The sequence below is a fragment of the Marinobacter sp. H13 genome, from assembly GCF_059072335.1.
On the sequence record NZ_JCACRU010000001.1, the window covers coordinates 3,144,114 to 3,170,466 of the forward strand.

Here is a 26,353-nt window from a genome sequence, read left to right on the forward strand (position 1 = left end):
AACAACGATTCAGGGTGATCGACGTGTCCGATCAGGGAAAGAAGACAACATGGGGGCAGCGTTTGGCGTCCGGGCTGGCAGCCTGGCGCTTTGGCTCCGTCGTGGGCGTCTTTCTCCTGGTCGTTGGTGTACTTGGATGGCGTCTGGTCGACCTCCACGTCGTGGATAACGACTTTCTGCGTAAACAGGGTGATGTCCGGACCATCCGGGTTGAGAGTATTGATGCTCATCGTGGTGTTGTCACCGATCGTTATGACGAGCCGCTGGCCGTCAGCACGCCAGTGCAGACCATCTGGGCGAATCCTTCTGAAGCCAATCCCTCCGAGGCGCGACTCACCAACCTTGCGCGGCTGCTCGATATCAATGAAGCCTCTCTCCGGCAGCGTCTCGAAGAATACTCCGGGCGGGAATTCATCTATCTGCGCCGCAAGGTTCAGCCGGATCTGGCCAGAAAGGTTCTCGAACTGGAGATTGACGGGATATACACCCGTCAGGAATACCGTCGCTATTACCCTGCAGGTGAAGTCACCGCTCACGTTGTGGGCTTCACCGATATCGACGAACGCGGGCAGGAAGGGATCGAACTCGCCTACAACCAGTGGCTGTCCGGTGAAACCGGCCGGAAGCGGGTCCTGAAAGACAACCGTGGCCGGGTTATCAAGGATCTGACCCTGATTCGCGATGCCAGCCCCGGCCAGAACCTCGCCCTCAGCATCGACCTGCGCCTCCAGTACCTGGCCTATCGCGAACTCAAGGCTGTGGTGACGGCTCATAATGCCAGAGGGGGTACGCTGGTCATGCTCGACGTGGATACCGGTGAGGTCCTGGCGATGGTCAACCAGGGGTCCTATAACCCCAATGACCGCAGTCAGCTCGCAGCGGAGAATCTTCGAAACAAGGCTATCACCGACCTGTTCGAGCCAGGCTCAACCATGAAGCCGATCACCACGGCGGCGGCTCTGGAATCCGGCAGCTACTCGGTTAACAGCACCATTGATACCAACCCGGGTTTTCGCCGTTTCGGTCGTTTCACCATCCGGGATCATCGCAACTATGGCGTCATGGATATGACCGAGATCATCGTCAAGTCCAGCAACGTCGGAATCAGCCGGATTGCTACCGACCTTGGCGGCGATGTGATTCGTGATCTTTACGCCCGTCTGGGGCTTGGCCAGCCAACGGGGATCGGTTTTCCCGGCGAAGCCGTGGGCGTATTGCCATCGCCACCCAAGTGGCGCCCCGTGGAAGAGGCGACACTGTCTTATGGATACGGTATGAGCGTGAACGCTCTTCAATTGGCCCAGGCCTATATGGTGATCGCCAATGGTGGCGTGCGTTATCCCCTGAGCCTGGTCCGGCAGGACAAGAAGCCGGAGGGGCAGCGAGTGCTCTCGGAGCAGGTCACCCTCCAGGTTCGCAATATGCTGCGCGAGGCCGTTTCAAGGGGTACCGGTAAGCGGGCCCAGCCTGGATTCTACTCGGCTGGTGGCAAGACCGGGACTGTTCATCTTGTTGGGGCCCAGGGTTACGAGGATAGCCAGTACAAGGCGATTTTTGCCGGTATGGCGCCTATTGATAACCCGAGGCTGGTTACGGTTGTGGCCGTTGATGCGCCGCAGTCCGGAGAATACTACGGTGGTGAAGTGGCCGCGCCAGTATTCTCACGGGTGATGAGTGACGCACTGCGACTGTTGAATGTGAAGCCTGAACTGGAAGTGGGAGAGGCCGAAATGGCTGCTTCTGCATCCGGAGAGCGAGGGTAGGCCTATGTGCATCACATCTCTCAGCACGTTATTGCAGGGTATCGTAGTGGTTCCGTCGGTGTTCGACGTGACCATCCACGGACTGAAAACCGACAGTCGGGAAGTCGCCTCCGGCGATGCCTTTATCGCCCTCTCGGGCGCCCGAACGCCGGCTGACTTCTATGTCGATAAGGCCATTGCAGCGGGCGCAACTGTCATCCTCCTGGAAGCGCAGCAGGCGGGAGAGTGCACCGAACACCACGGTGCCTTGATCGTACCTGTCGCTGGCCTACGCAGTCTGGTGGGGCGAATCGCTGATCGCTTTTTCGAGCATCCGTCGCAACGACTTCGCCTGATTGGCGTGACCGGAACCAATGGCAAGACGTCGGTCTGCCAGTACGTCGCACAGCTGCTCAAGGAAACGGGAACGCCCTGCGGCATCCTCGGCACCCTGGGCTATGGCATGCCCGGCACCCTGCAGCCTGCGACGCATACGACACCGGATGCGGTTCAGGTTAACCGGGTGCTGTCCCGGATCGTGAAACAGGAAGGTCGGGCAGCCGTGATGGAGGTGTCCTCCCATGCCCTTGATCAGGGCCGCGTGGATAACCTCTCGATGACCGGCGCTGTATTCACGAATCTGACCCGGGATCATCTGGATTATCACGGTTCCATGGAAGCCTATGGTGCCGCCAAGGCGCAGCTTTTCCAGCGTGAAGAGCTGCATTTTTCGGTAATCAACTTTGACGATCCATTTGGTCGACAGCTCTTCGAACAGCTGGACGGCAAATGTGATCGCGTGCGCTACAGCCTGCACGAGGCCCAGACCGAGCTCTGGTTACGGGAATTCCGACCAACCGACGAAGGCTTTGAAGCTGAGGTCGATGGCGAGTGGAGCCGGTTTGTTGTCTCGGTTCCGCTGATGGGAAGTTTCAACGCGAGCAATGTGTTGGCGGCTATGGCAACGGTTCTGACGCTTGGCGTGCCGATCGAGCGCGTGCAGCAGGCTGTGGGTCGGCTCACACCGCCACCGGGCAGGCTGGAGCGGTTTGTGGGTGCTAATGGTGTCAGGGTGGTGGTCGATTACGCCCACACCCCGGATGCCCTCGCCAATGCTCTGACAGCACTGCGTCCACACGTTACCGGTGAACTGGTGTGCGTGTTTGGTTGCGGCGGTGACCGTGATGCCGGTAAACGTCCGGAAATGGCCCGGGAAGCCGAGAGGCTTGCAGATCGGGTGGTCGTTACTGATGACAATCCCCGCAGTGAGGACCCCGAAACAATTGCGCGGCACATCCTCGCCGGTTTCACGGACGCTGCCCGGGTCTCTGTTATCCATGACCGGGCCGAGGCCATTCAGTCAACGATCCGCTCGGCCACGCCAAACGACGTAGTTCTGATCGCAGGGAAAGGCCACGAGGCTTATCAGGAAATCGCCGGCCAGAAATACCCGTTCAGTGATGCGGAGCAGGTTCGCCACGTCTTGAAACTCAATGGGGGTGTGGCATGATGCGCGCCTTTTCGCTGGCGGAAGCCAAGGGTTGGCTGGGCGCCCAGTGCGCTTCGGGCGACCTTGCGTCGGTGAGCTTCGCCGGAGTTTCCACTGATACCCGCACCCTTGAGCCTGGCCAGCTGTTTGTGGCCCTGCGCGGCGAAAATTTCGATGGCCATCGTTTCCTGCAACAGGCCATGGATAAAGGCGCAGTTGGCCTGGTGGTCGATACGCCTGATACCAACCTGGCTCTGCCTCAGTTGGTAGTGAATGACACACTGGAGGCCCTTGCCCGGCTAGCGGCCGCCAACCGTGAAGAAAGCACAGCGGCCATCCTCGCGATCACTGGCAGCAGCGGCAAGACCACCGTCAAGGAAATGTGCGCCGCCATTCTGTCGCAGATGGGCAAGACGCTTTCAACGAAAGGCAACCTGAACAATCACATCGGCGTCCCGCTTACGCTGTTCGGCCTTTCTCCGGAACACCAGTACGGTGTGATTGAACTGGGTGCCAGTGGGTTGGGTGAAATTGCCCATACCGTCGCCCTGGCAAAGCCCCGCGTTGCCATTCTCACGAATGCTGGCGAGGCTCATCTGGAAGGGTTTGGCAGCTACGAGAACATTGTCCTGGCCAAGGGCGAAATCATTGACGGCGTCGCGTCAGACGGTCTGATGGTGCTCAACGGTGACGATCCGGCCTTCGCGCAGTGGCGCACCCGAGCCGGGGCCCGCCGCGTCGCAGGTGTCAGCCGTCTCGGCGCCGAGGCGGATTATCACGCAGTCATTGAGGGCCAGGACGCCGGAACCAGAACCTTTCAGATCAGCGGCTCGAACGGCTGGCTATGCAGGGTCACGCTGGGCCTGGAGGGCGATCACAACATCACCAACATGCTGCTTGCCATCGCGGCAACCCGTGAGTTGGGTGCCAGTGATCAGGCGATTGTTGCAGGGCTGGCAAGTGTTGCGCCGGTGAAAGGGCGGCTTCAGGTCTTGGAGTTGTCGCCGGAAATGACGCTGATTGACGACAGTTACAACGCCAACCCGTCGTCCATGAAAGCCGCGCTCGGCGTGCTGGCCGGCCGTGCAGGTCAGAAGATTGCTGTACTCGGTGCCATGGCAGAGCTTGGCGCCAAGGCAAATGCGTTGCACAGGGAAGTTGGAGTGTGCGCCCGGGAGCATGGTATCGATCGACTGATTACCGTGGGGTCGGGTTGTGAAGGTTATGCCGACGGGTTTGGCGAGTCCACGGAACTCGGGCTGAGCCATGAGCAGGCCGTTGAATCGACGATTGGGGATAAAAACACACCATTGACAGTGCTGGTCAAGGGTTCTCGCAGTTCCGCCATGGAGCGTGTGGTGGAGGGAATTAAAGAAAAGGTGAATAACTCATGCTGCTCTGGCTGACAGAGGTCCTATCACAGTATTTCTCCGCACTGACTGTGTTTCAGTACCTGACCCTGCGTGGAATTCTGGGCACACTCACCGCGCTGCTGATTTCGCTGATCATCGGCCCCGTGATGATCCGCAAGCTGAGCCAGTACCAGATTGGTCAGGCGGTGAGAGATGACGGTCCGCAAACCCATCTCAGCAAAGCTGGCACCCCGACTATGGGTGGCGCACTGATCCTGGTAGCCATTGGCATCAGTACGCTTCTCTGGGCGGATCTTGGTAACCGCTACGTCTGGGTCACCCTGCTGGTGACGCTCCTGTTCGGCGCAATCGGCTGGGTTGATGACTATCGCAAAGTGGTGGAGCGTAACCCGCGGGGCCTGCCGGCCCGCTGGAAGTATTTTTGGCAGTCGGTTATCGGCGCTACGGCGGCTGTAGTGTTGTTCTTCAGTTCCGCCTTGCCTCAGGAGACGTCCCTGTATGTGCCCTTTGTAAAGCAGGTATCCCTCACCCTTGGCCCGGTGCTGTTCATTCTGCTCACCTATTTCGTGATCGTTGGCAGCAGCAACGCCGTCAACCTGACGGACGGCCTGGATGGTCTGGCAATCATGCCAACGGTGATGGTCGCCGGAGCGCTTGGTATCTTCGCTTACCTGTCCGGGCACGCCCAGTTCGCCAATTACCTGTTGATCCCGCATCTCCCGGGCACCGGGGAGCTTATCGTATTCTGCGGCGCACTCGTTGGCGCCGGGCTTGGTTTCCTCTGGTTCAACACCTACCCGGCTCAGGTTTTCATGGGGGATGTGGGCGCCTTGGCCCTCGGTGCCGCCCTGGGTGTGGTCGCGGTGATTGTTCGCCAGGAAATAGTGCTGTTCATCATGGGCGGTGTGTTCGTGATGGAAACCGTGTCAGTGATCCTGCAGGTAGCGTCCTTCCGTCTGACCGGGCGGCGGATATTCCGCATGGCGCCGCTGCATCACCACTTTGAACTGAAAGGCTGGCCGGAGCCACGAGTGATTGTCCGGTTCTGGGTTATCACGGTCGTTCTGGTCCTGATTGGCATTGCCAGTCTGAAACTGAGATAGGAAAGCGCTGCAACTATGAGTGTCATTGTTTCGGATCGTCGCACACTGATCGTAGGGCTCGGTAAAACCGGGCTTTCCTGCGTGCGCTATCTGTCCGAAAAGGGGCGGGACGTTGCTGTGGCCGATAGCCGCACGGCTCCTCCGGGTCTTGATCAGCTGAAGGTCGGTTGGCCGGATATTCCGGTACACCTCGGGACCTTTGACGCAGAGCTGTTTGCCGGTTTCAACGAACTGGTGGTCAGCCCGGGAATCAGCATTGCCGAACCAGCCATTGCAGCTGCCGCCCGCCAGGGAGCAAGAATCCGGGGTGACATTGATCTGTTCGCCGAGGCTGCCGATGCGCCGATCGTCGCGATCACTGGCTCCAATGGCAAAACCACCGTCACCACACTGGTGGGTGAGATGGCCAGAGCGGCGGGCCGGAACGTCGCCGTTGGCGGCAATATCGGTACCCCGGCCCTTGATCTTCTTGGCCAGGGCGCAGACCTGTATGTGCTCGAGCTTTCGAGTTTCCAGCTTGAGACCACGGACGAGCTGAACGCCCTTGCGGCAACGGTGCTCAACCTCAGTGACGACCACATGGACCGTTACCCCAACAAGATGGCGTATTTCCAGGCCAAGCAGCGGATATTCCGGGGTTGCAAGAACGCCATTGTTAATCTGGACGATGCCTTGAGCACACCCATGGCAAGGGACAACCTGAGGTTCCTGTGTTTCGGCTTCCATCGGGTGAATCCGGAGACGTTCAGCACCCGGGACGATGACCAGGGCACCTGGATTACCTTCGGGTTTGATAACCTCTTGCTGGCCAGCGAGTTGAAGCTGATGGGTCATCACAACATCAGCAACGTGATGGCCGCTCTGGCACTGGGCCATGCCGCTGGTCTGCCCATGGATGTGATGTTGACGGTCGCCCGTGAATTTCCGGGGCTGCCGCATCGCTGCGAGTTTGTGCGCCGGCTGAACGATGTGGATTTCATCAATGATTCCAAGGGCACCAATGTCGGAGCCACAGTGGCCGCCGTTGAAAGCCTTGCACCAGACAATGGCAAGGTCGTGCTGATCGCCGGGGGTGACGGCAAAGGTGCCGATTTTACCGCCCTGGAAGCGCCCATTGCCCTGCATTGCCGGGCTGTGCTGTTGATCGGTCGCGATGCGCCGGCCATCGCCGATGTGCTGGGCAGCGGTATTCCGGTTCATCGGATGGACAGCCTCGCCGAGGCGGTCGCCCGTTCCGCCGAGCTGGCGGTGCCCGGGGATCGGGTATTGCTCTCGCCGGCCTGCGCGAGCTTTGACATGTTCCGTGATTATCTCGATCGCGGTGACCAGTTCCGTTCTCTGGTGGAGGCCCTGTGATGCACGCAGATCTTTCCCTGCAGAACCGGAACCAATGGCTTGGCGAGGTCCAGCCTCTGCCCATGCTGGTGATCAGTTCGGTCGCATTGCTGGTGATGGGCGTTGTCATGATTTCCTCGGCGTCCATGGATATGGCTGCCGAAACCATGGGTAACAGCTACCACTATGTGATCCGTCAGCTGATGTTTGCCGGTCTTGGTTGCCTGCTGGCGCTGGTCGCCGTCAATGTGCCGGTGGCCTGGTGGGAGCGCAGTGGCTGGCTGCTCCTGGGCATCGGTCTGCTGGCCCTTGTTCTGGTGCTTACGCCTCTGGGCCGTACCGTTAACGGCTCCACCCGCTGGATCCCGTTTGGTCTGTTCAACGTCCAGGTTTCGGAGGTGGCAAAGCTCTGTCTGATCGCCTATCTGGCAGGCTACGTGGTCCGTCGCCGAGATGAACTTCTCAATACCTGGCCGGGTTTCCTCAAGCCTCTGGTTGTTCTTGGTCTGGCCTCGGTACTTCTGGTTATTCAGCCGGACTTTGGTGCCACTGTGGTGCTGGTGACAGCGGCGGCGGGCATGATCTTCCTGAGCGGTGTCCGGCTTAGCCGGTTTGTTCCCCTGATCGGCACGCTGGTGGTCCTGGGTGCCATTCTGATCGTTACCCAACCCTACCGTCTGAAGCGGGTCGTCAGTTATCTCGACCCCTGGAAAGACCAGTTCGACAGCGGTTACCAGTTGACCCAGTCCCTGATTGCCTTCGGTCGCGGAGACTGGGGTGGTGTCGGCCTGGGTAACTCCATCCAGAAGCTGTTCTATCTGCCGGAGGCCCACACCGACTTTATCTTCGCCATTATCGCCGAGGAATTCGGTCTCCTGGGATCCTTGCTGGTACTTAGTCTGTTCACCCTGCTGGTGGTGACCGGATTCGTCATTGCCCGCCGGGCCGAGAAGGCGGACATGCCGTTCGGCGCCTGTTTTGCCTATGGGCTTACCCTGCTGATTGGCCTGCAGGCAGGCATCAACATGGCGGTCAGCACCGGGCTTCTGCCAACCAAGGGGCTGACTCTGCCGCTGGTGAGCTACGGTGGATCCAGTCTGATGATTACCTGTATCTGCATTGGCGTTCTTGCCCGTGTGGAAATGGAGCGCCTGGATCAGGAAAAGCTGGCCCGAGAGAAAACCGGTCCGAAGGCGCGGGGAGGTGCGGTGTATGACTGAACAGCGTCGCTTCCTGATGATGGCCGGCGGTACCGGCGGGCACGTGTTCCCGGCCCTGGCAACGGCTCGGGCGCTTGAGGCTCGTGGTCACCAGGTGTACTGGCTCGGAGCCAGTGGCGGAATGGAACAGAGACTGATCGGCGAAACCGATATCCCGCTGTCACTGATTCATATTTCCGGTTTGCGGGGCAAGGGTAAGCTCGCTCTCTTGCTGGCGCCGTTCCGGCTGATGCGGGCGCTGGGTGAAGCCTTCACCATCCTGCGCCGGATTCGCCCGGATTGCGTTGTAGGCATGGGCGGATTTGTTACCGGGCCCGGTGGTGTTGCCGCCTGGCTGAACCTTACGCCGCTGGTGATTCATGAACAGAACGCGATTGCCGGAATGACCAACCGCATCCTGGTCAGGTTTGCAGAAACCGTGCTCGAGGCTTTTCCGGGTAGCTTCGGGCCGAAAGTGGTTACCCGCTGTACCGGCAATCCGGTGCGGGAAGACCTCGCCTCCTTGCCCGTTCCGGAAAAGCGCCTGGCGGACCGTGAAGGTGCTCTCAGGCTGCTGGTGATCGGCGGCAGTCTCGGCGCGCAGGTCTTTAATGAGCAGCTCCCCGAGGCGCTGGCCATGTTGCCGGAAGGTGATCGGCCCGTGGTCCGCCACCAGTGTGGTGAGCGCCATGCCGAGGCGGCGAAGCAGGCCTATGAGGAGCATGGCGTGGAGGCGGCCGTTGAGCCGTTCATCAAGGACATGGCCGAGGCCTATCAGTGGGCCGACCTGGTGCTGTGCCGGGCAGGCGCGTTGACCGTTTCGGAATTGTGCGCCGCGGGTATCGGCGCTGTGCTGGTGCCGTTTCCCCACGCCGTGGATGATCACCAGACGAAAAACGGGCAACAAATGGTGTCGGCGAAGGCAGCCATTCTGATTCCACAGGCAAAAATGACCCCGGCGGTGCTTGCGGAAACCCTGGGTGATCTGGCCCGGAATCGTGACCGGGTAAACAAAATGGCGAAGGCCGCCCGAACATTGGCCCGCCCTGATGCAACGGAGAGAGTCGTGAATTACTGTCTGGAGGCCGCCAATGGCTGATGCAAATAATCCGCCCCTGGTCTATCAGGTGCCTGAAATGCGCCGGATCCGTCACATCCACTTTGTGGGGATTGGTGGTGCGGGGATGAGCGGCATCGCCGAGGTTCTCAAGAATCAGGGCTACGACGTTTCCGGATCGGATCTGAAAGAAGGGGCGGTTACCGATCGTCTCAAGGGTATGGGCGTAGAAGTGCAGATCGGTCACCGGGAAGAGAACAGCGCCAGTGCCGATGTGGTTGTGGTGTCTTCAGCGGTGTCTGCGGAAAACCCGGAAGTCGTGGCGGCCCGCAGTCGTCGGGTGCCGATTGTACCCAGGGCAGAAATGCTGGCGGAAATCATGCGCTATCGCCACGGCATCGCCGTTGCTGGAACCCATGGCAAGACCACAACCACCAGCCTGATTGCATCCATTCTGGGTGAGGCGGGCCTGGATCCGACTTTCGTGATTGGCGGCAAGCTGAACAGCGCCGGCACTAACGCTCAGTTGGGCGGTTCCCGCTATCTGGTGGCGGAGGCCGACGAGAGTGATGCGTCCTTCCTGCATCTGACGCCGGTGATTTCAGTGGTGACCAACATCGAAGCGGACCATATGGATACCTATGGCGGCGATGTCGAGAAGCTGAAGCAGACCTTTGTGGACTTTCTGCACAACCTGCCGTTTTACGGTGTTGCGGTGATGTGCGTCGATGACGGTTACGTTCAGGAGATCATCCCCCGGATATCCCGGGCCATCATCACATACGGAATTGACAACCCGGAGGCGGATTACCGGGCCGAAAGCATCAATTCCGACGGTTTGCGGACCCACTTTGTGGTGAAGCGTCCGGCCGGGCGCAGCGACCTTACGGTCGAGCTGAAAATGCCGGGCCGTCATAACGTGCTGAACGCGCTGGCGGCCATAGCCGTGGCCACAGACGAAGGCGTTGCCGATGATGCGATCTGCCGCGGGCTGGCCGGATTTGCCGGTGTCGGCCGCCGGTTCCAGGTTTACGGCGATTACCAGACCCCCAAGGGCACGGTCACCCTGGTGGACGATTACGGTCACCACCCGACGGAGGTAGAGGCTGTTATCCGGGCTGCACATGATGCCTGGCCCGACCGGCGTCTGGTCATGCTTTACCAGCCGCACCGCTTTACGCGGACCCGCGATCTTTATGAAGACTTTGTCCGGGTGCTTTCGGAAGTGGACGGCCTGCTTTTAATGGACGTGTATTCCGCCGGCGAACCGGCGATTCCGGGGGCCGATGGTCGGGCCCTGTGTCGCAGTATTCGCCAGCGCGGGCAGGTGGAACCGGTATTTGTTGAGGACAACCTGGAAATCGAGTCCCTGCTGGCCAATGTGCTGCAGGACGGTGATCTGCTGATAACCCAGGGCGCCGGCGATATTGGCGGCGTGGCAGCGCGGCTGGCAGCCGCGGGAGTGATAGCTGGTGAGTGACATGCATCATGTGGAACCACAGGCTTATCAGGCCGACCCGGAGCTCGTTCGGTCGCTCGGTCGGGTGGCCGTATTCATGGGTGGAGATTCCGCTGAAAGGGAAGTGTCCCTGAAAAGTGGCAAAGCGGTACTGGCGGCGCTGGTGTCAGCCGGCGTGGATGCGTTTGCCGTGGACGTCCGCGGTTGCCTGCTGAGAACCGTCGACAACCCTGATTTTGACCGGGTGTTCATTGCGCTGCACGGTCGTGGAGGCGAGGACGGTACCTTGCAGGCCATCCTCTCGCAGGCCGGTATTCCCTACACCGGCAGCGATGTGCTGGCCTCGGCACTGGCCATGGACAAGCTGAGAACCAAGTACGTGTTCGAAGGCTGTGGCCTGCCAACGCCAAAGTTCCGCACCATGTCCGGAGCAGATCAGGCCGAACAGATCATTGGTGAACTGCGGGCACCCTTGAGTGTGAAACCTTCCCGGGAAGGCTCCAGCATCGGCATCCGCAAGGTACACACGGCGGCCGAACTGGCTGACGCCTACGAAGCCGCCGCCGCGCTGGACAATCTGGTATTGGTGGAGGAGTGGATCGAAGGGCCGGAGTTCACCGTCAGCCTGTTGCAGGATCGGGCGCTTCCGGCCATTGGCCTGAGCGCAAGCACCGAGCACGTTTTTTACGATTACGAGGCCAAGTACCTGGCAGACGATACCCGGTATCGCATTCCCTGTGGTCTGGCGCCTGAAGACGAAGTTCGCCTTCAGCACCTGGCACTGGAGGCCTTCCGGGTTGTTGGCTGTCGGACCTGGGGTCGGGTCGACATCATGCAGGACAGCGACGGCAAGTTCTGGCTGCTGGAGGTCAATACCGTGCCCGGTATGACCGACCACAGTCTTGTGCCCATGGCTGCGAAAGCCGCAGGCATCAGCTTCGAAGAGCTGGTGGTCCGGATACTGAAAGACAGTCTGGAGGACGCCAATGCTTGAAACACTGCTGATCCGGAGCCGGGCGACTCCGTCCGAGCCCCCGCGACGCCGGGGGGCAACGTCCCTCGGTCCCGAGCGGGACCGGTTTGGCGTGTTGAAGGGTGTGCTGGCAGCTGTACCCTGGCTCCAGGTGGGCATGGGCGCGGTGATTGTACTGTTGGCTGCACTGGTGCCCTGGGGCACTGGCAAGGTGCTGGGCGCCATGGATCAGCAGATCCTTGCCGTCGATGTGAAAGGAGAATTTGTGGGCGATAGCCGAGTCGCCATTGAGCGCGCCGCTGGCGACTGGATCGGCAAGAGCTATTTCGCCACGGATCTCTCGGAAATCAAGGAGAGCCTTGAGCGTCGGCCCTGGGTTGAATCCGCCGCAGTGCGTCGGGTGTGGCCGGACCGGCTGGTCATCGATATCCGGGAGAAAAAACCGCTGGCCTACTGGACCGATGGGCGCCTGGTGAGCCGGACCGGTGAACTTTTTGCGCCGTCCAATCCCGAAGTCGCAGGTCGACTTCCCCGTCTGGCCGGGCCCGACGAAAGAGTACGGGATGTGATCAATATGGCGCGGACCATGAGTGACAAGCTGGTCGCCCGGGGCCTCGGATTTTCGGGCCTGGCTCTGGAACATCGGGGCGCCTGGACCCTGCAACTGGCCAATGGCATCGAGGTGGTGCTTGGCCGGGATCAGGTGGAACAACGCTTCGAGCGGTTTATCACGGTTTATGAAACCCGGCTGGCAGCAAGGTCGGACGAAGTCAGTCGGGTAGATGCCCGCTACACCAACGGTGTGGCGGTCAAGTGGAAGGCTGTCGAGACAGCCTCCAGCCCAAAATCATAGCAACGGTTAATTCAGACCTACGGTTTGGTGGAACACATGTCATCGGTTGAAACGGAAAACATGATTGTCGGCCTCGATATCGGAACCTCGAAGGTGGTTGCGATTGTCGGCAAGCGCAAGATGGACGGCACCATCGAAGTGGTGGGCATTGGTTCCCATCCTTCCCGGGGCCTCAAGCGTGGAGTGGTGGTGAATATTGAAACCACCGTCCAGGCAATTCAGCGCGCGGTGGAAGAGGCGGAATTGATGGCCGGGTGCCGCATTCACTCGGTGTATGCGGGTATTGCCGGCAGCCACATCAAGAGCCTGAATTCCCACGGCATTGTTGCAATCCGTGACCGTGAGGTCACCCAGGCCGATATAGACCGGGTCATTGACGCCGCCCAGGCGGTTGCGATTCCTGCAGACCAGAAGATTCTCCATATTCTGCCCCAGGAGTTCGTGATCGACAGCCAGGAAGGCATCAAGGAACCCATGGGCATGTCCGGTGTGCGCCTGGAGGCAAAGGTTCATCTGGTGACCTGCGCGGTGAATGCCGCCCAGAACATAGAGAAATGCGTGAAGCGCTGCGGGCTTGAGGTGGATGACATCATCCTGGAGCAGCTGGCATCCAGCCACGCCATTCTCACCGAGGATGAGAAAGAGCTGGGTGTCTGCGTGGTGGATATCGGTGGTGGCACCACGGATATTGCGGTGTTTACCGGCGGTGCTATCCGGCACACGGCGGTGATTCCGATCGCCGGCGACCAGGTGACCAACGACATTGCCATGGCGCTGCGCACACCGACCCAGAATGCTGAAGAAATCAAGATCAAGTATGCCTGTGCACTGACCCAGCTGGCCGGTGCGGATGAAACCATCAAGGTGCCCAGTGTTGGCGATCGCGCGCCGCGCGATCTGTCCAGGCAGGCCCTGGCGGAGGTGGTGGAACCGCGCTACGAGGAGCTGTTCACCCTGGTTCAGTCAGAGTTGCGCCGGTCCGGATTTGAAGACCTCATTCCGGCAGGCATCGTGATAACCGGCGGTTCCTCCACCATGGAAGGCGTGGTGGAGCTGGCCGAAGAGATCTTCCACATGCCGGTAAGGCTGGCCTGTCCGCAGGCGGTTTCCGGCATGACGGAGGTAGTCAACAATCCGATCTACGCCACTGGCGTTGGGTTGTTGATTCATGGTTTCCGCCAGATGGATCTGGGGCGGGCACCGGTGCTCAAGGGTGAAGATGCACCCTCGCTGTTTGAGCGCATGAAAGCCTGGTTTACCGGTCATTTCTGACGGGGCCGGGCGGGTAGTACACGAAGGTATCTCGAAAACACAATCTCGAACAAACAGCCCGGAACAAGGGCTGAAAACAGCACGAAGGAGTAGGGGAAATGTTTGAACTCGTCGATAATGTCCAGCAAAACGCTGTCATTAAAGTCGTCGGTGTAGGCGGTGGTGGCGGCAACGCCGTGCGCCATATGCTTAACAGCGACATCGAAGGTGTGGAATTCATCTGCGCCAACACGGACGCCCAGGCGCTGACCGATATGGACGCGCGTCAGATCATCCAGCTCGGTGGCAACATCACCAAGGGGCTGGGTGCCGGCGCCAATCCGGAAGTCGGTCGCCAGTCTGCCCTGGAAGACCGCGATCGTATCGCCGAAGCCATCAAGGGCGCGGATATGGTCTTCATTACCGCGGGCATGGGCGGTGGTACCGGTACCGGTGCCGCGCCGATCGTAGCGGAAGTAGCCCGCGAACTGGGCATCCTGACCGTTGCAGTGGTCACCAAGCCTTTCATGTTCGAAGGCGGCAAGCGCATGAGCGTTGCTGAATCCGGTCTGAAAGAGCTGGAAGAAAGCGTTGATTCCCTGATTACCATTCCCAATGAAAAGCTGCTGGCGGTCATGGGCAAGAAAACCAGCCTGCTGGACGCATTTGCCGCAGCTAACGATGTGCTTCTGGGCGCAGTTCAGGGTATCGCTGATCTGATTACCCGCAACGGTATGATCAACGTCGACTTCGCCGACGTGAAGACGGTCATGTCCGAGATGGGTATGGCGATGATGGGCACCGCCCGTGCCACGGGTGAAAATCGTGCGCGGGAAGCCGCCGAAGCGGCCGTTCGCAGCCCGCTGCTCGAAGACATCAACCTGCAGGGTGCCAAGGGTATTCTGGTCAACATTACCGCGGGCATGGATCTCAACCTGGGCGAATTCTCCGAGGTTGGCGACATTGTGCGTGAGTTTGCTTCTGACTCTGCCACCGTCGTTGTCGGTACCGTTATTGATCCGGAAATGACCGACGAACTGAAGGTAACGGTTGTTGCGACCGGCCTGGGTGGTGATCGTGAGAAGCCGACCAAGGTGGTGGACAATACCCGCACTCTGGATGGAAAAACCGATTACAACCAGCTGGATCGTCCCGCTGTTCTGCGTCGCCGGGCCGTTTCCCATGGAAACGTGGCAATCGACCAGAGCAAGGATAGCGAGGAGCAGGGTGTCGACTATCTCGATATTCCCGCATTCCTCCGTCGCCAGGCTGACTGATAATCTGGTGCAATTGTGATCCGGTTGTGGTTCTTGTGCGAAACATGGAACCCGGTATCCGGTAAATACGTGCACTGATTGCCATGGGTTGGATGCTGGATGAACATTCAGCAACAACGGATTGGTTAAATGGTATTCAGTCTTATTTTCTGATATTCTCCGGGCAGATTTTTGCCTAGAATATCGCCTTTTTGTGACGGAATTATGTACCGATGATCAGACAACGGACACTTAAAAACACCATCCGTGCCACCGGTGTTGGCTTGCACTCGGGTGAGAAGGTCTACCTGACCCTCAAGCCTGCCCCGGTGGACTCCGGTATCATCTTCCGCCGTACCGATCTTGACCCGATGGTTGAGATTCGTGCCTGCGCGGAGAATGTAGGTGAGACCATGCTGTCCACGACGCTGGTAAAAAACGGTGTCCGTGTGGCGACTGTGGAGCATCTGCTCTCGGCCATGGCTGGTCTCGGGATTGATAACTGTTTCGTCGAACTAAGTGCCGCGGAAGTGCCCATCATGGACGGTTCTGCCGGTCCTTTTGTGTTCCTTCTGCAGTCCGCCGGCATTGCCGAACAGGATGCAGCCAAGCGTTTCATCCGCATCAAGCGTGAGGTAACGGTTGAGGAAGGCGACAAGAAGGCCACCCTGCTGCCTTTCGAAGGCTTCAAGGTGAGCTTCGGTATCGACTTTGATCACCCCGTGTTCAAGGGCCGCGCCCAGACAGCAACCGTCGATTTTTCCAGTACCTCCTTTGTCAAGGAAGTGAGTCGCGCTCGGACTTTCGGGTTCATGCGTGACATCGAAAAATTGCGTGCCATGAACCTTGCTCTCGGCGGCAGTGTGGACAACGCCATCGTTGTTGATGACTACAAGATCCTCAACGAAGACGGTCTGCGCTATGACGACGAATTTGTGAAGCACAAGCTGCTTGATGCCATCGGCGATCTCTATCAGTTGGGCAACAGCCTGATTGGTGAGTTCCGGGGGATCAAATCCGGCCACGATCTGAACAATAAGCTGTTGCGCAAGCTCAGGGCAGAAGAGGATGCCTGGGAAGTGGTTACCTTTGATGACGAGGCCACTGCCCCGATTTCCTATATGAAGCCTGTGCTGGCGGCGGGCTGAAGCAGGACGCTTTAATCCCGGACGTGGCTAGCGAGTTTTTCGAGAACCTCGCGTAATGCTTTATCCTTCGTGTGCCCGGCCTCCTCTTTGAGGAGCCGGGCATTTTCTTTGCTCAAGGGTTCTTTTTTGAACACCGGTTTTTCCCGAAATCTGGGCGGTGCAACCTTGACCTTCAGTTTCCAGACGAACCGGAACAGTTCGTTCTCTCGCAGCTTTTCCATGATTTCGTGCTGGCGGAACCGGATCTGACTCGCTTTACCCGCGGTTTCGGTGGTCAGGACCAGCTCTCCGTCCTTGCAGCTGACAAAGCGTGTCCCGTTGACCAGCTCGCTCGGCAGGGCGGCCAGGACTTCTCCTTCCGCCTGTCGATGGAGCTCGGCCTTTGCCACAAGATCCTTCAGTACCGGGGTTCTGCCAAGCTTGTCGAAGGTCATTTTTTGCTCGCTTTTGCGTTTCATGGCGGCGTTTTTACTCGACGGCTGCGTTTACGATTGGTTACACTTCGGCACGGTTTATGCGTAGTGCCTGTATTACACTCGTTTTACATTGTGATAAATGAGTATGTCTACCGGGCGCTGCAATTTTTTCAGTATGTAGCTGTTGCCAAAGGATGGCAGACCCCCTTCGGATTTTTCCGGGGCGCAACACTACAGGATGCGGTTGCGGCTCAACGATGAAACCAGATGATGATATGAACATTATTCTCGTTGGCAAACGCCACGGAAAGTCCCGTGTGCTGTCGATCAACAGCACGCTTGCTGCCTGCTTGCTGTTCCTCGTGCTCTCCCTGCTGGTCGCGGCCGGCTGGGCAGGGTATCAAATGGCTGTGCAGCAGGTAGAGGCCAGAGAGCCCACCAACTCCGAGCTGGTCGCCGATTGGAAACAGAAGCTGGCAGACCAGAAGGCAGAACTGGCCAGTATTGAGGAGAACGTTCAGCAACAGGTTGATGCGCTGACTCTTCGCCTCGGCGAGATCCAGGGCCGTCTCCTGCGACTGGATGCGCTGGGCCAGCGGTTTGTGGAATCCGGCCTCGTGGCCAGTGACGAATTCAACTTCGATCAGCCGGCTGCAGTCGGCGGGCCAGAAGATGCCTTGTCCGGGGATTCCTTCTCCGCACCTGAGCTGACCCGGATGATTGAGGAAATGGAATGGCGAATCGAAGACCGCGAGCAGCAACTGCGGTTGCTCGACCAGCTGGCCTCCAGCAAGCGGCTCGAAGATGAGCTGTACCTGGAAGGCCGCCCGATCACCTGGGGCTGGCTGTCTTCGAAGTACGGTTACCGGTCCGATCCGTTTACCGGCAAGCGGACCTGGCATGCCGGTGTTGATCTGGCCGGCAAGGATGGCAGCGACATTATTTCGGTCGCCGGCGGTGTCGTTACCTATGCCGGAGAGCGCTATGGCTACGGTAACCTCGTGGAAGTCGACCATGGTGATGGTCTGATAACCCGCTATGCCCACTGCAAGACTATCAAGGTGAAGGTGGGCGATGTTGTCCAGAAAGGCCAGGTAGTCGCGCTGATGGGCAGCACAGGGCGTTCCACCGGGCCTCACGTGCACTTTGAAGTCATCCGGAATGGCAAGTCTGAAAACCCGGAAACCTACATCAAGCGGGCGAGCCGCTAATTCGGTTCCGGCCCGCAAGCCGTTGTCAGTACTTTCCCGCCAGTCGGCCTCCGGCCAGTTTTTATCCGTGAATCCGGTGCCTCATCAGCGACTTATTGCGCCTGTGTGAGGCCTACCTTTTGTCCTGTTACAAAATAAGGTTAGAATGCCGGCTTCCTCCGTTTAATCAAAGAAGCAGTGGTCTATGTTCACAAAGCTTGCAACCAAGATGTTCGGCAGTAAAAACGCCAGAGAAATCAAGAGAATGCGCAAGACGGTCATGCGCATTAACGAGCTTGAAGAGCAATATGGCAATCTGTCCGACTCCGAGTTGCAGGGTAAGACCGCGGAGTTTCGTCGTCGGATCGACGAAGGCGAATCCCTGGATGCGCTTCTTGCGGAAGCCTTCGCAACCGTGCGTGAAGCGGGCCGCCGGGTTATGGGCATGCGTCATTACGACGTCCAGCTGATCGGTGGTATCACCCTGCACGAAGGCCGGATCGCGGAAATGAAGACCGGTGAGGGCAAGACGCTGGTTGCTACCGCTTCCGTGTACCTCAACGCGTTGTCCGGCAAGGGTGTCCACGTGGTTACCGTGAACGATTACCTGGCCCGTCGTGATGCCGACTGGATGGGCAAGCTCTATCGGTTCCTGGGCATGCAGGTGGGTGTCGTGGCCTCGGGCCAGCCAGCGGAGGAAAAGCGGGCAGCCTACCAGGCCGATATTACCTACGGTACCAACAACGAATTCGGCTTCGACTACCTGCGCGACAACATGGCGTTCAGTACCGAAGACAAGGTCCAGCGCGGGCTGAACTATGCGATCGTGGACGAGGTGGACTCCATCCTGATCGACGAAGCCAGAACGCCGCTGATTATCTCCGGGGCAGCTGAGGACAGTTCAAAGCTTTATCAGGCCATCAATGAACTGATCCCCAACCTCGAAAAGGGCGAAGTGCCTGAGGAAGGAGAGCCGACCGGTGACTTCACCATCGATGAGAAATCCCGCCAGGTCGAGCTGACAGAAAGCGGTCACGAGAAGGTTGAAGAGCTTCTCCTTGAGCGAGGCCTTCTGAAGGAAGGTGAGAGCCTCTATTCCGCCGCCAACCTCAGCCTGTTGCACCATGTGCACTCAGCATTGCGGGCCCACCACCTGTTCCAGAAAGACGTGGATTATATCGTCCAGGGCGGCCAGGTGGTCATCGTCGACGAGCATACCGGTCGTACCATGCCGGGTCGCCGCTGGAGTGAAGGTCTGCACCAGGCCGTTGAGGCCAAAGAGGGCGTCAAGATTCAGGCCGAAAGCCAGACGCTGGCATCGACCACCTTCCAGAATTATTTCCGGCTGTACGACAAGCTGGCCGGCATGACCGGTACGGCAGATACCGAAGCCTTCGAGTTTCGCCAGATCTACGGCCTCGATGTGGTGGTCATTCCTCCCAACAAGCCGATCCAGCGGACCGATTACAACGACCTGGTCTACCTGACCCAGGAAGAGAAATTCCACGCCATTATTGACGAGATCAAGGATGTCACTGCCGAAGGGCGTCCGATTCTCGTCGGTACCGCCTCCATCGAGGCCTCAGAACTACTCTCCATGCTGCTCAAGAAGGCGCGGATCGAACACAAGATCCTGAACGCCAAGCAGCACGAATCCGAAGCCCATATCATTGCCCAGGCGGGCCGCCCCGGGGCGGTCACCATCGCCACCAACATGGCTGGCCGTGGTACCGATATCGTGCTGGGCGGTAACTGGGAACACGAAGTTGCCGCAATGGACAATCCCTCCGAAGAGGAGATTGCCCGGGCCAAGGCCGAGTGGACCGAGCGTCACAATCAGGTGCTGGAGGCCGGCGGTCTGCACATCATTGGTACCGAGCGTCACGAATCCCGTCGAATTGACAACCAGCTTCGCGGTCGTGCCGGGCGTCAGGGTGATCCTGGCTCCTCAAGGTTCTTCCTGTCTCTGGAAGACAACCTCATGCGCATCTTTGCCCCAGACCGGGTCAAGAGCCTGATGCAGGCCATGGGCATGAAGAAGGGGGAGGCCATCGAGCACCGTATGGTGACCAACGCGATCGAGAAATCCCAGCGCAAGGTGGAAGGTCGCAACTTCGACATGCGTAAGACCCTGCTGGAATACGATGACGTGGCCAACGACCAGCGCACGGTTATCTACGACCAGCGCAACGAAGTCATGTCTTCCGACGACATTTCGGACATGGTGACGACCATTCGGGAAGACGTTGTCGATTCGTTGATCAGTGAATACATTCCGCCCCAGAGTATGCCGGAACAATGGGACGTCGCCGGGCTGGAAGCACAGCTCCAGTCAGAGATGGCGATTGATCTGCCGGTTCAGAAGTGGCTGGAAGAAGACAACAAGCTGTACGAAGAAAACCTGCGCCAGAAGATTCTCGACGAGATCGTGGCTGCCTACCAGGCCAAGGAAGAGATTGCCGGTTCCGAGGCCATGCGCAAGTTCGAGAAGCAGGTGTTCCTGCAGGTGCTCGATACCCTCTGGAAAGAGCATCTTTCCAACATGGACCATCTGCGCCGTGGTATCCATCTGCGGGGTTATGCCCAGAAGAACCCCAAGCAGGAGTACAAACGCGAGGCGTTCAACCTGTTTGAAACCATGCTTGATACCATGAAGCGGGATGTTACCCGGGTACTCTGCCACGTGCGTGTCCAGAGCCGTGAGGAGATGGAAGAAGTCGAGCGCCGTCGCAAACAGGAGCTGGAAGAAGAGCTCGCAAAGGCCCGTCTGCGCCACGACGAAACCAGCGCCACGGCCCAGAGCCAGGGTGAGGGTGAGGCTGACGAAGCCCGGCAGTCGACTCCGGAAACCTTCGTTCGACAGGAGCGCAAGGTGGGTCGAAACGAACCCTGCCCCTGCGGGTCCGGCAAGAAGTACAAGCAGTGTCATGGCAAGGTCAGCTGATTCAGAGCACTGACCGCACCATCGGAACCCGCACTCTGCCAGCCACAACTGGTGGGATGCGGGTTTTTTCGTTTTCAGCGGGTCGTGTGTTACCTCGAACGCACCCCCAGACAAGAGGAGTGGCAGAATGGCGGTAGGTCCGGGAACCTTACCTGAGTTTTATCCGGTAGCCGGAATCAAGGTCGGCATAGCCAGTGCCGGTATAAAGAAGCCGGGACGTAAGGACGTGGTTGTTTTCGAGCTGGCCCCGGAAAGCCGGGTTGCCGGTATCTTCACGAAAAACCAGTTCTGTGCAGCACCGGTTACCCTCAGCCGCCGGCATCTGGCCGAGACCTCGCCCCGGTACCTCTTGATCAACACGGGCAATGCCAACGCCGGTACTGGTGAGCAAGGTATGCGGGATGCTATGGCCTGTTGCCAGGCCCTGGCAAAGCAGGCGGGCGTCACGGAAGCCGAAATTCTGCCGTTTTCCACGGGGGTGATTGGCGAGCCGTTGCCGGTCCAGAAGATCGTTGGCGCGCTTCCGGAGGCTTTGGCGAACACTGCCGAGAATCGCTGGGCTGAAGCTGCCAGTGGTATCATGACCACGGACACCCGCCCCAAGGGCGCTTCCTGTCAGGTTGAGCTGGATGGTCACACGGTAACCATCTCGGGCATCAGCAAGGGTGCGGGCATGATTCGTCCCAACATGGCGACGATGCTCGGTTTTATTGCCACCGATGCCCGGATTGCGCCGGAGCTGCTGCAGACACTTGCCTCGGAATTGGGGGGGAAGTCCTTCAACCGCATCACTATCGATGGCGACACCTCTACCAATGACGCCTGCATGCTGATGGCCAGCGGCCAGTATTCCGGCCCAGAGATTACGGCCTCCAGCGCGGCGCTGCCGAAGCTGCGGGAGGCCTTGCAGGCAATCTATCTGGAACTGGCCCACGCCATTGTCCGCGACGGCGAAGGAGCAACCAAGTTTGTCACCATCGACGTCAGCGGAGCGGCCGGTCAGCAGGAGGCTCTGGACGTTGCCTATACCGTGGCGCATTCGCCGTTGGTCAAGACCGCACTGTTCGCCTCGGACCCCAATTGGGGCCGGATTCTGGCGGCGGTTGGTCGCGCCGGTGTCGAAGGACTGGACCTCAATGCCCTTGAAATCTATCTGGGCGATGTCTGCCTGGTCCGCAACGGTGGCCGGGCCGAGGATTACTCGGAAGCCCGCGGGCAGGCCGTGATGGATCGGGAAGAGATCACCATTGCCATCGACCTTAAGCGGGGTGATGTTCGGGAAACCGTGTGGACCTGCGATTTCTCCCACGATTACGTGACTATTAACGCCGAGTATCGTACCTGAGCATGTCTGCCAGAGAGACGCCGGTCAAAGAGGTTCACGTTGCTGTGGCGGTCATCGTCCGTGATGGCCGGGTGCTGATCGCCCGACGGCCAGACCACGTTCACCAGGGGGGCTTACTGGAGTTTCCCGGTGGCAAGGTGGAGCCTGGCGAGACGGTTCAGGCGGCGCTTGTGCGCGAAATTGCCGAGGAAACCGGTCTTCACGTGCCGGCGGGTTCCCTGGAGCCTGTTATCGGTATTCGGCACGATTATGGCGACAAGCGGGTTTTCCTGGACGTCTGGGAAACCAGCGCTGCCGAGGGCGAAGCAAGGGGATGTGAGGGGCAGCCCGTGGAATGGCTGACCCCGGAGCAGCTTCGGGATGAGGATTTCCCCGCCGCCAACCGGCCGATCATTCGCGCTCTGCGTTTGCCCCGGCAGTTGGCAATCACCGGTTCCGAGAATGGCCTGGAGCCAACCCTTGCGCACCTTCAGGAGGGTCTGAGCGCCGCTCGACCACCGCTGGTACTGCTCCGGGCTCCGGCGTTGAGACCGCCGGCCTATCGGGAGTTGGCGGCGAACGCGTTGCCGGTTTGTGAAAAGGCCAGAGCCGCCCTGATTGTGCACGGTGGACCGGAGGTATTCCGCGCCATACCCGGCGCCCGTGGGCTGCACCTGCCCTGGCGCGAGGCGAACAAACTCTCGGCCAGACCGGTTCCGGAAGATGTCTGGCTGGGGGTTTCCTGCCATGACAGGCAGGAAATCGATCATGCGACGGCTATCGGAGCGGACTACGTGACCCTGGGGCCAGTCCAGCCGACCGAAAGCCATCCGGGTGCGCCGACCCTGGGATGGTCGGTCTTTGCCGACCTGGTGTCGGAAGCGGTGCTTCCGGTATTTGCCCTGGGCGGTTTGTCGCCCGGCGATCTCCGCGAGGCTCGCCAGCGGGGCGGTCAGGGCATCGCCGGAATCCGCTTCTGGTGGCCGCAAAGCTGATACTTGTCAGCGACGCCGTGGCCATGTCTGTTATGCTGTCGTTCCTGCATTTTTCACCATCTTGCACAACCGATTCCGGGAGAGACCGTGAGTAAACTGACCCATCTCGACGACAAGGGCGAAGCCCGCATGGTGGATGTGACCGACAAGGCGGCCACCGAACGCGAGGCCCGCGCTGAAGCTACCATCCGCATGGCGCCGGAAACCCTGAACATGATTATTGAGGGTGAGCATCCCAAAGGGGATGTCCTGGCTGTTGCCCGCATCGCCGGTATCATGGCCGCAAAGAAAACCCATGATCTGATTCCCTTGTGTCATGCGCTGAACCTGACGTCTGTAAAAGTTGAACTGACTCCGGGCGACGACGGGGCATCTGTACATATTCTGACCCGCTGCAAACTTTCCGGCCAGACCGGTGTCGAGATGGAGGCGTTAACCGCGGCAAGCGTGGCGGCACTGACGCTATACGACATGTGCAAGGCGGTCGATCGTGGCATGGAGATTGATTCCGTGCGTCTGCTGGAGAAGAAAGGCGGCCGCAGTGGCCACTGGGTCGCCGATAAAGCCTGATCTGGCGGACCGCCGCGCTCGTAAGTGTTGGTTACCAAGACCACTCCGGAGGAGCGACAGTGCCGAGACTACGCCAAGCGGGCGGGCCCGTGATAGAATGCGCGGCCCGATTGACTGAACCACGAGGAAACACTGTGGCTGTTCGTTACATCCAGACCTGCCGGTTGCCGACCCCGTTCGGGGTATTTGATATGCACGGCTTTGAAGAACCGGACACCGGAAAGGAACACGTTGCCCTGACTCTCGGTGACCTGGATAGCGACGAACCCATGCTGGCCCGCACGCATTCCGAATGTCTGACCGGCGACGCCCTCTATAGCATGCGGTGTGATTGCGGCTACCAGCTGGAAGAGGCGCTGCGCAGCATTGCCCGGGAAGGTCGGGGTATCCTCATGTATCTGCGTCAGGAGGGTCGGGGAATCGGCCTGTTGAACAAGATCCGCGCCTACCATCTGCAGGATCAGGGCGCTGATACGGTAGAGGCCAATGAGCGCTTGGGTTTCGCGGCCGATCTTCGTGACTACAGCATGTGCAAAGACATGCTGGAGCATCTCGGTATCAGGAGCCTGAGGCTGATGACCAATAATCCCCGCAAGGTCAAAGCGCTCTCCTCCTACGGCATCGACATTACGGAAAGGGTACCTCTGCACGTGGGCCGCAACCCCCACAATGAACACTACCTCGATACCAAGCAGAGCAAGCTCGGCCACTGGCTGGAGACCCATCAGGACGACGATCCCGAAATCTGAGCTGGATTTGTCGCCACATACGAAAAAGCCCGCGAACTCCGCGGGCTTTTTTGCATTCTCAGGTTTGTGTTCCGTCTATTTGACGGCTTTCAGGTTCTGGTTGTCATTTTCAGAAGACGACTGCACCAATTGACGGGGCGTAACGCCAGATGTGCAGGCGACTCCTGACAACGCAATATCAGAAGTCATCTGCACCAATCTCGACTATGCTCAATACTCGTGTGCACCAAAGCGAGGTGTGAGCATGGCGTCAGACACATCATTGATTGCCGAGCAAGGCGTGGCCACCCTGCCCGATGCGGCTTGGGCGCAGGCCCGGCAACGGGCGGAAATCATCGGGCCGCTGGCAGCGCTTGATGTGGTCGGGCATGAAGCCGCCGATGCCGCTGCTCACGCGCTTGGCCTGTCCAGGCGGCAGGTGTATGTCCTAATCCGCCGTGCCCGGCAAGGTGCTGGGCTTGTGACGGACCTGGCTCGCAGCCGATCCGGCGGCGGAAAAGGCAAGGGACGCTTGCCGGAATCAGTTGAGCGCATCATCCGCGAGTTGCTGCAAAAGCGCTTCCTGACCAAGCAGAAGCGTAGCCTGGCAGCGTTCCACCGCGAGGTCGCGCAGGCTTGCAAAGCGCAAAAGCTGCGGGCGCCGGCGCGCAACACCGTGGCTCTGCGGATCGCCGGCCTCGATCCGCTCAAGGCCACTCGCCGCCGGGAAGGTCAGGATGCGTCCCGCAGCCTGCAAGGTGTCGGTGGTGAGCCTCCCGCCGTGACCGCGCCACTGGAACAAGTGCAGATTGATCACACGGTCATCGACCTGATCGTGGTGGACGAGCGCGACCGGCAACCGATTGGCCGTCCGTATCTGACCATCGCCATCGACGTGTTTACCCGCTGCGTGCTCGGCATGGTCGTCACGCTGGAAGCGCCGTCATCTGTTTCGGTCGGCCTGTGCCTTGTGCATGTCGCCTGCGACAAGCGTCCCTGGCTGGAGGGTCTGAACATAGAAATGGAGTGGCCGATGAGCGGCAAGCCCAGGCTGCTCTACCTGGACAACGCGGCCGAGTTCAAGAGCGAAGCGCTACGCCGAGGCTGCGAGCAGCATGGCATCCGGCTTGACTATCGCCCGCTCGGGCAGCCGCACTACGGCGGCATCGTGGAACGGATCATCGGCACGGCGATGCAGATGATCCACGACGAATTGCCAGGGACGACCTTCTCCAACCCTGACCAGCGCGGCGACTACGATTCCGAAAACAAGGCCGCCCTGACGCTGCGTGAGCTGGAGCGCTGGCTCACATTGGCGGTCGGCACCTACCACGGCTCCGTGCACAACGGCCTGCTCCAGCCGCCGGCAGCGCGCTGGGCCGAAGCTATCGCGCGGACCGGCGTGCCAACCGTCATCACTCGCACCACGGCTTTTCTGGTCGATTTTCTGCCCATCATCCGCCGCACGCTGACCCGCACCGGCTTCGTCATCGACCACATCCATTACTACGCCGATGCGCTCAAGCCGTGGATAGCTCGGCGCGACCGCTTGCCTGCGTTCCTGATCCGGCGCGACCCGCGCGACATCAGCCGCATTTGGGTGCTGGAGCCGGAGGGGCAGCACTATCTGGAAATTCCATACCGCACCTTGTCGCACCCGGCTGTCACCCTCTGGGAACAACGACAGGCGCTGGCGAAATTGCGGCAGCAAGGGCGCGAACAGGTGGATGAGTCGGCGCTGTTTCGCATGATCGGCCAGATGCGCGAAATCGTGTCCACCGCGCAGAAAGCTACGCGCAAGGCGCGGCGCGACGCGGATCGACGCCAGCATCTCAAGGCAACGGCAGTTCTTTTCAAAACCACGCCACCACCGGACGCGGACATGGCTGACCCGCAGGCAGACAACCAGCCACCTGCCAAACCGTTCGACCAGATTGAGGAGTGGTAG

21 protein-coding genes are annotated in these 26,353 nt (G+C 59.6%); 20 read left to right on the plus strand and 1 reads right to left on the minus strand.

The annotated features are described in order from the left end of the window. Positions 1–23 precede the first annotated feature (23 nt). From AC5JQH_RS14555 to lpxC, 13 genes are all read left to right on the plus strand, one after another. Complete coding sequence (locus tag AC5JQH_RS14555; protein WP_008176526.1) at positions 24–1,763, plus strand: peptidoglycan D,D-transpeptidase FtsI family protein; 1,740 nt, start codon at positions 24–26, stop codon at positions 1,761–1,763. Between the two features lie 4 nt (positions 1,764–1,767). Then, positions 1,768–3,252, plus strand: a complete 1,485-nt coding sequence (locus AC5JQH_RS14560) for a UDP-N-acetylmuramoyl-L-alanyl-D-glutamate--2,6-diaminopimelate ligase (RefSeq protein WP_288367254.1) — start codon at positions 1,768–1,770, stop codon at positions 3,250–3,252. Next, complete coding sequence (locus tag AC5JQH_RS14565) at positions 3,249–4,637, plus strand: UDP-N-acetylmuramoyl-tripeptide--D-alanyl-D-alanine ligase (RefSeq protein WP_039882137.1); 1,389 nt, start codon at positions 3,249–3,251, stop codon at positions 4,635–4,637. Before AC5JQH_RS14560 ends, AC5JQH_RS14565 begins: the two co-directional genes overlap by 4 nt. Then, entirely contained in the window at positions 4,622–5,707 is a 1,086-nt protein-coding gene (gene mraY / locus AC5JQH_RS14570) for a phospho-N-acetylmuramoyl-pentapeptide-transferase (protein WP_008176520.1), read from the plus strand. The genes AC5JQH_RS14565 and mraY overlap by 16 nt, the downstream gene beginning before the upstream one ends. 15 nt (positions 5,708–5,722) lie before the next feature. Continuing rightward, entirely contained in the window at positions 5,723–7,063 is a 1,341-nt protein-coding gene (gene murD, locus AC5JQH_RS14575) for a UDP-N-acetylmuramoyl-L-alanine--D-glutamate ligase (protein WP_008176518.1), read from the plus strand. Continuing rightward, a complete protein-coding gene (ftsW, locus tag AC5JQH_RS14580; RefSeq protein WP_008176515.1) occupies positions 7,063–8,262 on the plus strand; it encodes a putative lipid II flippase FtsW in 1,200 nt (399 codons plus the stop codon). Before murD ends, ftsW begins: the two co-directional genes overlap by 1 nt. Beyond that, a complete protein-coding gene (gene murG / locus AC5JQH_RS14585) occupies positions 8,255–9,340 on the plus strand; it encodes an undecaprenyldiphospho-muramoylpentapeptide beta-N-acetylglucosaminyltransferase (RefSeq protein WP_493791661.1) in 1,086 nt (361 codons plus the stop codon). Before ftsW ends, murG begins: the two co-directional genes overlap by 8 nt. After that, on the plus strand, positions 9,333–10,778 hold the full coding sequence (gene murC / locus AC5JQH_RS14590; protein WP_008176511.1) for a UDP-N-acetylmuramate--L-alanine ligase: 1,446 nt from the start codon (positions 9,333–9,335) through the stop codon (positions 10,776–10,778). Before murG ends, murC begins: the two co-directional genes overlap by 8 nt. A 1-nt stretch (position 10,779) precedes the next feature. Next, positions 10,780–11,751 (plus strand): D-alanine--D-alanine ligase, encoded by a 972-nt coding sequence (locus AC5JQH_RS14595; protein WP_172835862.1) that lies wholly within the window; start codon positions 10,780–10,782, stop codon positions 11,749–11,751. After that, the gene (locus AC5JQH_RS14600; RefSeq protein ID WP_405418593.1) at positions 11,744–12,583 is read left to right on the plus strand and encodes a cell division protein FtsQ/DivIB; all 840 of its coding nucleotides are present in this window, start codon (positions 11,744–11,746) and stop codon (positions 12,581–12,583) included. The genes AC5JQH_RS14595 and AC5JQH_RS14600 overlap by 8 nt, the downstream gene beginning before the upstream one ends. 36 nt (positions 12,584–12,619) lie before the next feature. Then, a complete protein-coding gene (gene ftsA, locus AC5JQH_RS14605) occupies positions 12,620–13,855 on the plus strand; it encodes a cell division protein FtsA (protein ID WP_008176504.1) in 1,236 nt (411 codons plus the stop codon). Positions 13,856–13,953: 98 nt separating this feature from the next. After that, positions 13,954–15,111: a cell division protein FtsZ gene (ftsZ, locus tag AC5JQH_RS14610; protein WP_008176500.1), complete on the plus strand. Its 1,158-nt coding sequence runs from the start codon at positions 13,954–13,956 to the stop codon at positions 15,109–15,111. Between the two features lie 212 nt (positions 15,112–15,323). Further along, positions 15,324–16,238, plus strand: a complete 915-nt coding sequence (gene lpxC, locus AC5JQH_RS14615) for a UDP-3-O-acyl-N-acetylglucosamine deacetylase (RefSeq protein WP_008176497.1) — start codon at positions 15,324–15,326, stop codon at positions 16,236–16,238. Positions 16,239–16,249: 11 nt separating this feature from the next. Here lpxC and AC5JQH_RS14620 read toward each other — a convergent pair whose 3' ends face one another. Continuing rightward, positions 16,250–16,696, minus strand: a complete 447-nt coding sequence (locus tag AC5JQH_RS14620) for a DUF721 domain-containing protein (protein ID WP_008176496.1) — start codon at positions 16,694–16,696, stop codon at positions 16,250–16,252. Between the two features lie 215 nt (positions 16,697–16,911). On the opposite strand from AC5JQH_RS14620, the gene AC5JQH_RS14625 reads away from it, so the two are divergent. The 7 genes from AC5JQH_RS14625 to AC5JQH_RS14655 all read left to right on the plus strand — a co-directional run bounded on the left by AC5JQH_RS14625 (position 16,912) and on the right by AC5JQH_RS14655 (position 26,353). Further along, the gene (locus AC5JQH_RS14625; protein WP_008176493.1) at positions 16,912–17,865 is read left to right on the plus strand and encodes a M23 family metallopeptidase; all 954 of its coding nucleotides are present in this window, start codon (positions 16,912–16,914) and stop codon (positions 17,863–17,865) included. A gap of 184 nt (positions 17,866–18,049) precedes the next feature. Next, positions 18,050–20,788: a preprotein translocase subunit SecA gene (secA, locus tag AC5JQH_RS14630; RefSeq protein ID WP_008176491.1), complete on the plus strand. Its 2,739-nt coding sequence runs from the start codon at positions 18,050–18,052 to the stop codon at positions 20,786–20,788. Positions 20,789–20,915: 127 nt separating this feature from the next. Beyond that, complete coding sequence (argJ, locus tag AC5JQH_RS14635) at positions 20,916–22,133, plus strand: bifunctional glutamate N-acetyltransferase/amino-acid acetyltransferase ArgJ (protein WP_405418596.1); 1,218 nt, start codon at positions 20,916–20,918, stop codon at positions 22,131–22,133. Positions 22,134–22,135: 2 nt separating this feature from the next. Further along, complete coding sequence (locus AC5JQH_RS14640; RefSeq protein ID WP_493805724.1) at positions 22,136–23,107, plus strand: Nudix family hydrolase; 972 nt, start codon at positions 22,136–22,138, stop codon at positions 23,105–23,107. Between the two features lie 87 nt (positions 23,108–23,194). Further along, on the plus strand, positions 23,195–23,677 hold the full coding sequence (gene moaC / locus AC5JQH_RS14645; RefSeq protein WP_008176486.1) for a cyclic pyranopterin monophosphate synthase MoaC: 483 nt from the start codon (positions 23,195–23,197) through the stop codon (positions 23,675–23,677). Between the two features lie 134 nt (positions 23,678–23,811). After that, a complete protein-coding gene (gene ribA, locus AC5JQH_RS14650; protein WP_008176485.1) occupies positions 23,812–24,426 on the plus strand; it encodes a GTP cyclohydrolase II in 615 nt (204 codons plus the stop codon). A gap of 244 nt (positions 24,427–24,670) precedes the next feature. Beyond that, a complete protein-coding gene (locus tag AC5JQH_RS14655) occupies positions 24,671–26,353 on the plus strand; it encodes a TnsB C-terminal domain-containing protein (protein WP_010791757.1) in 1,683 nt (560 codons plus the stop codon).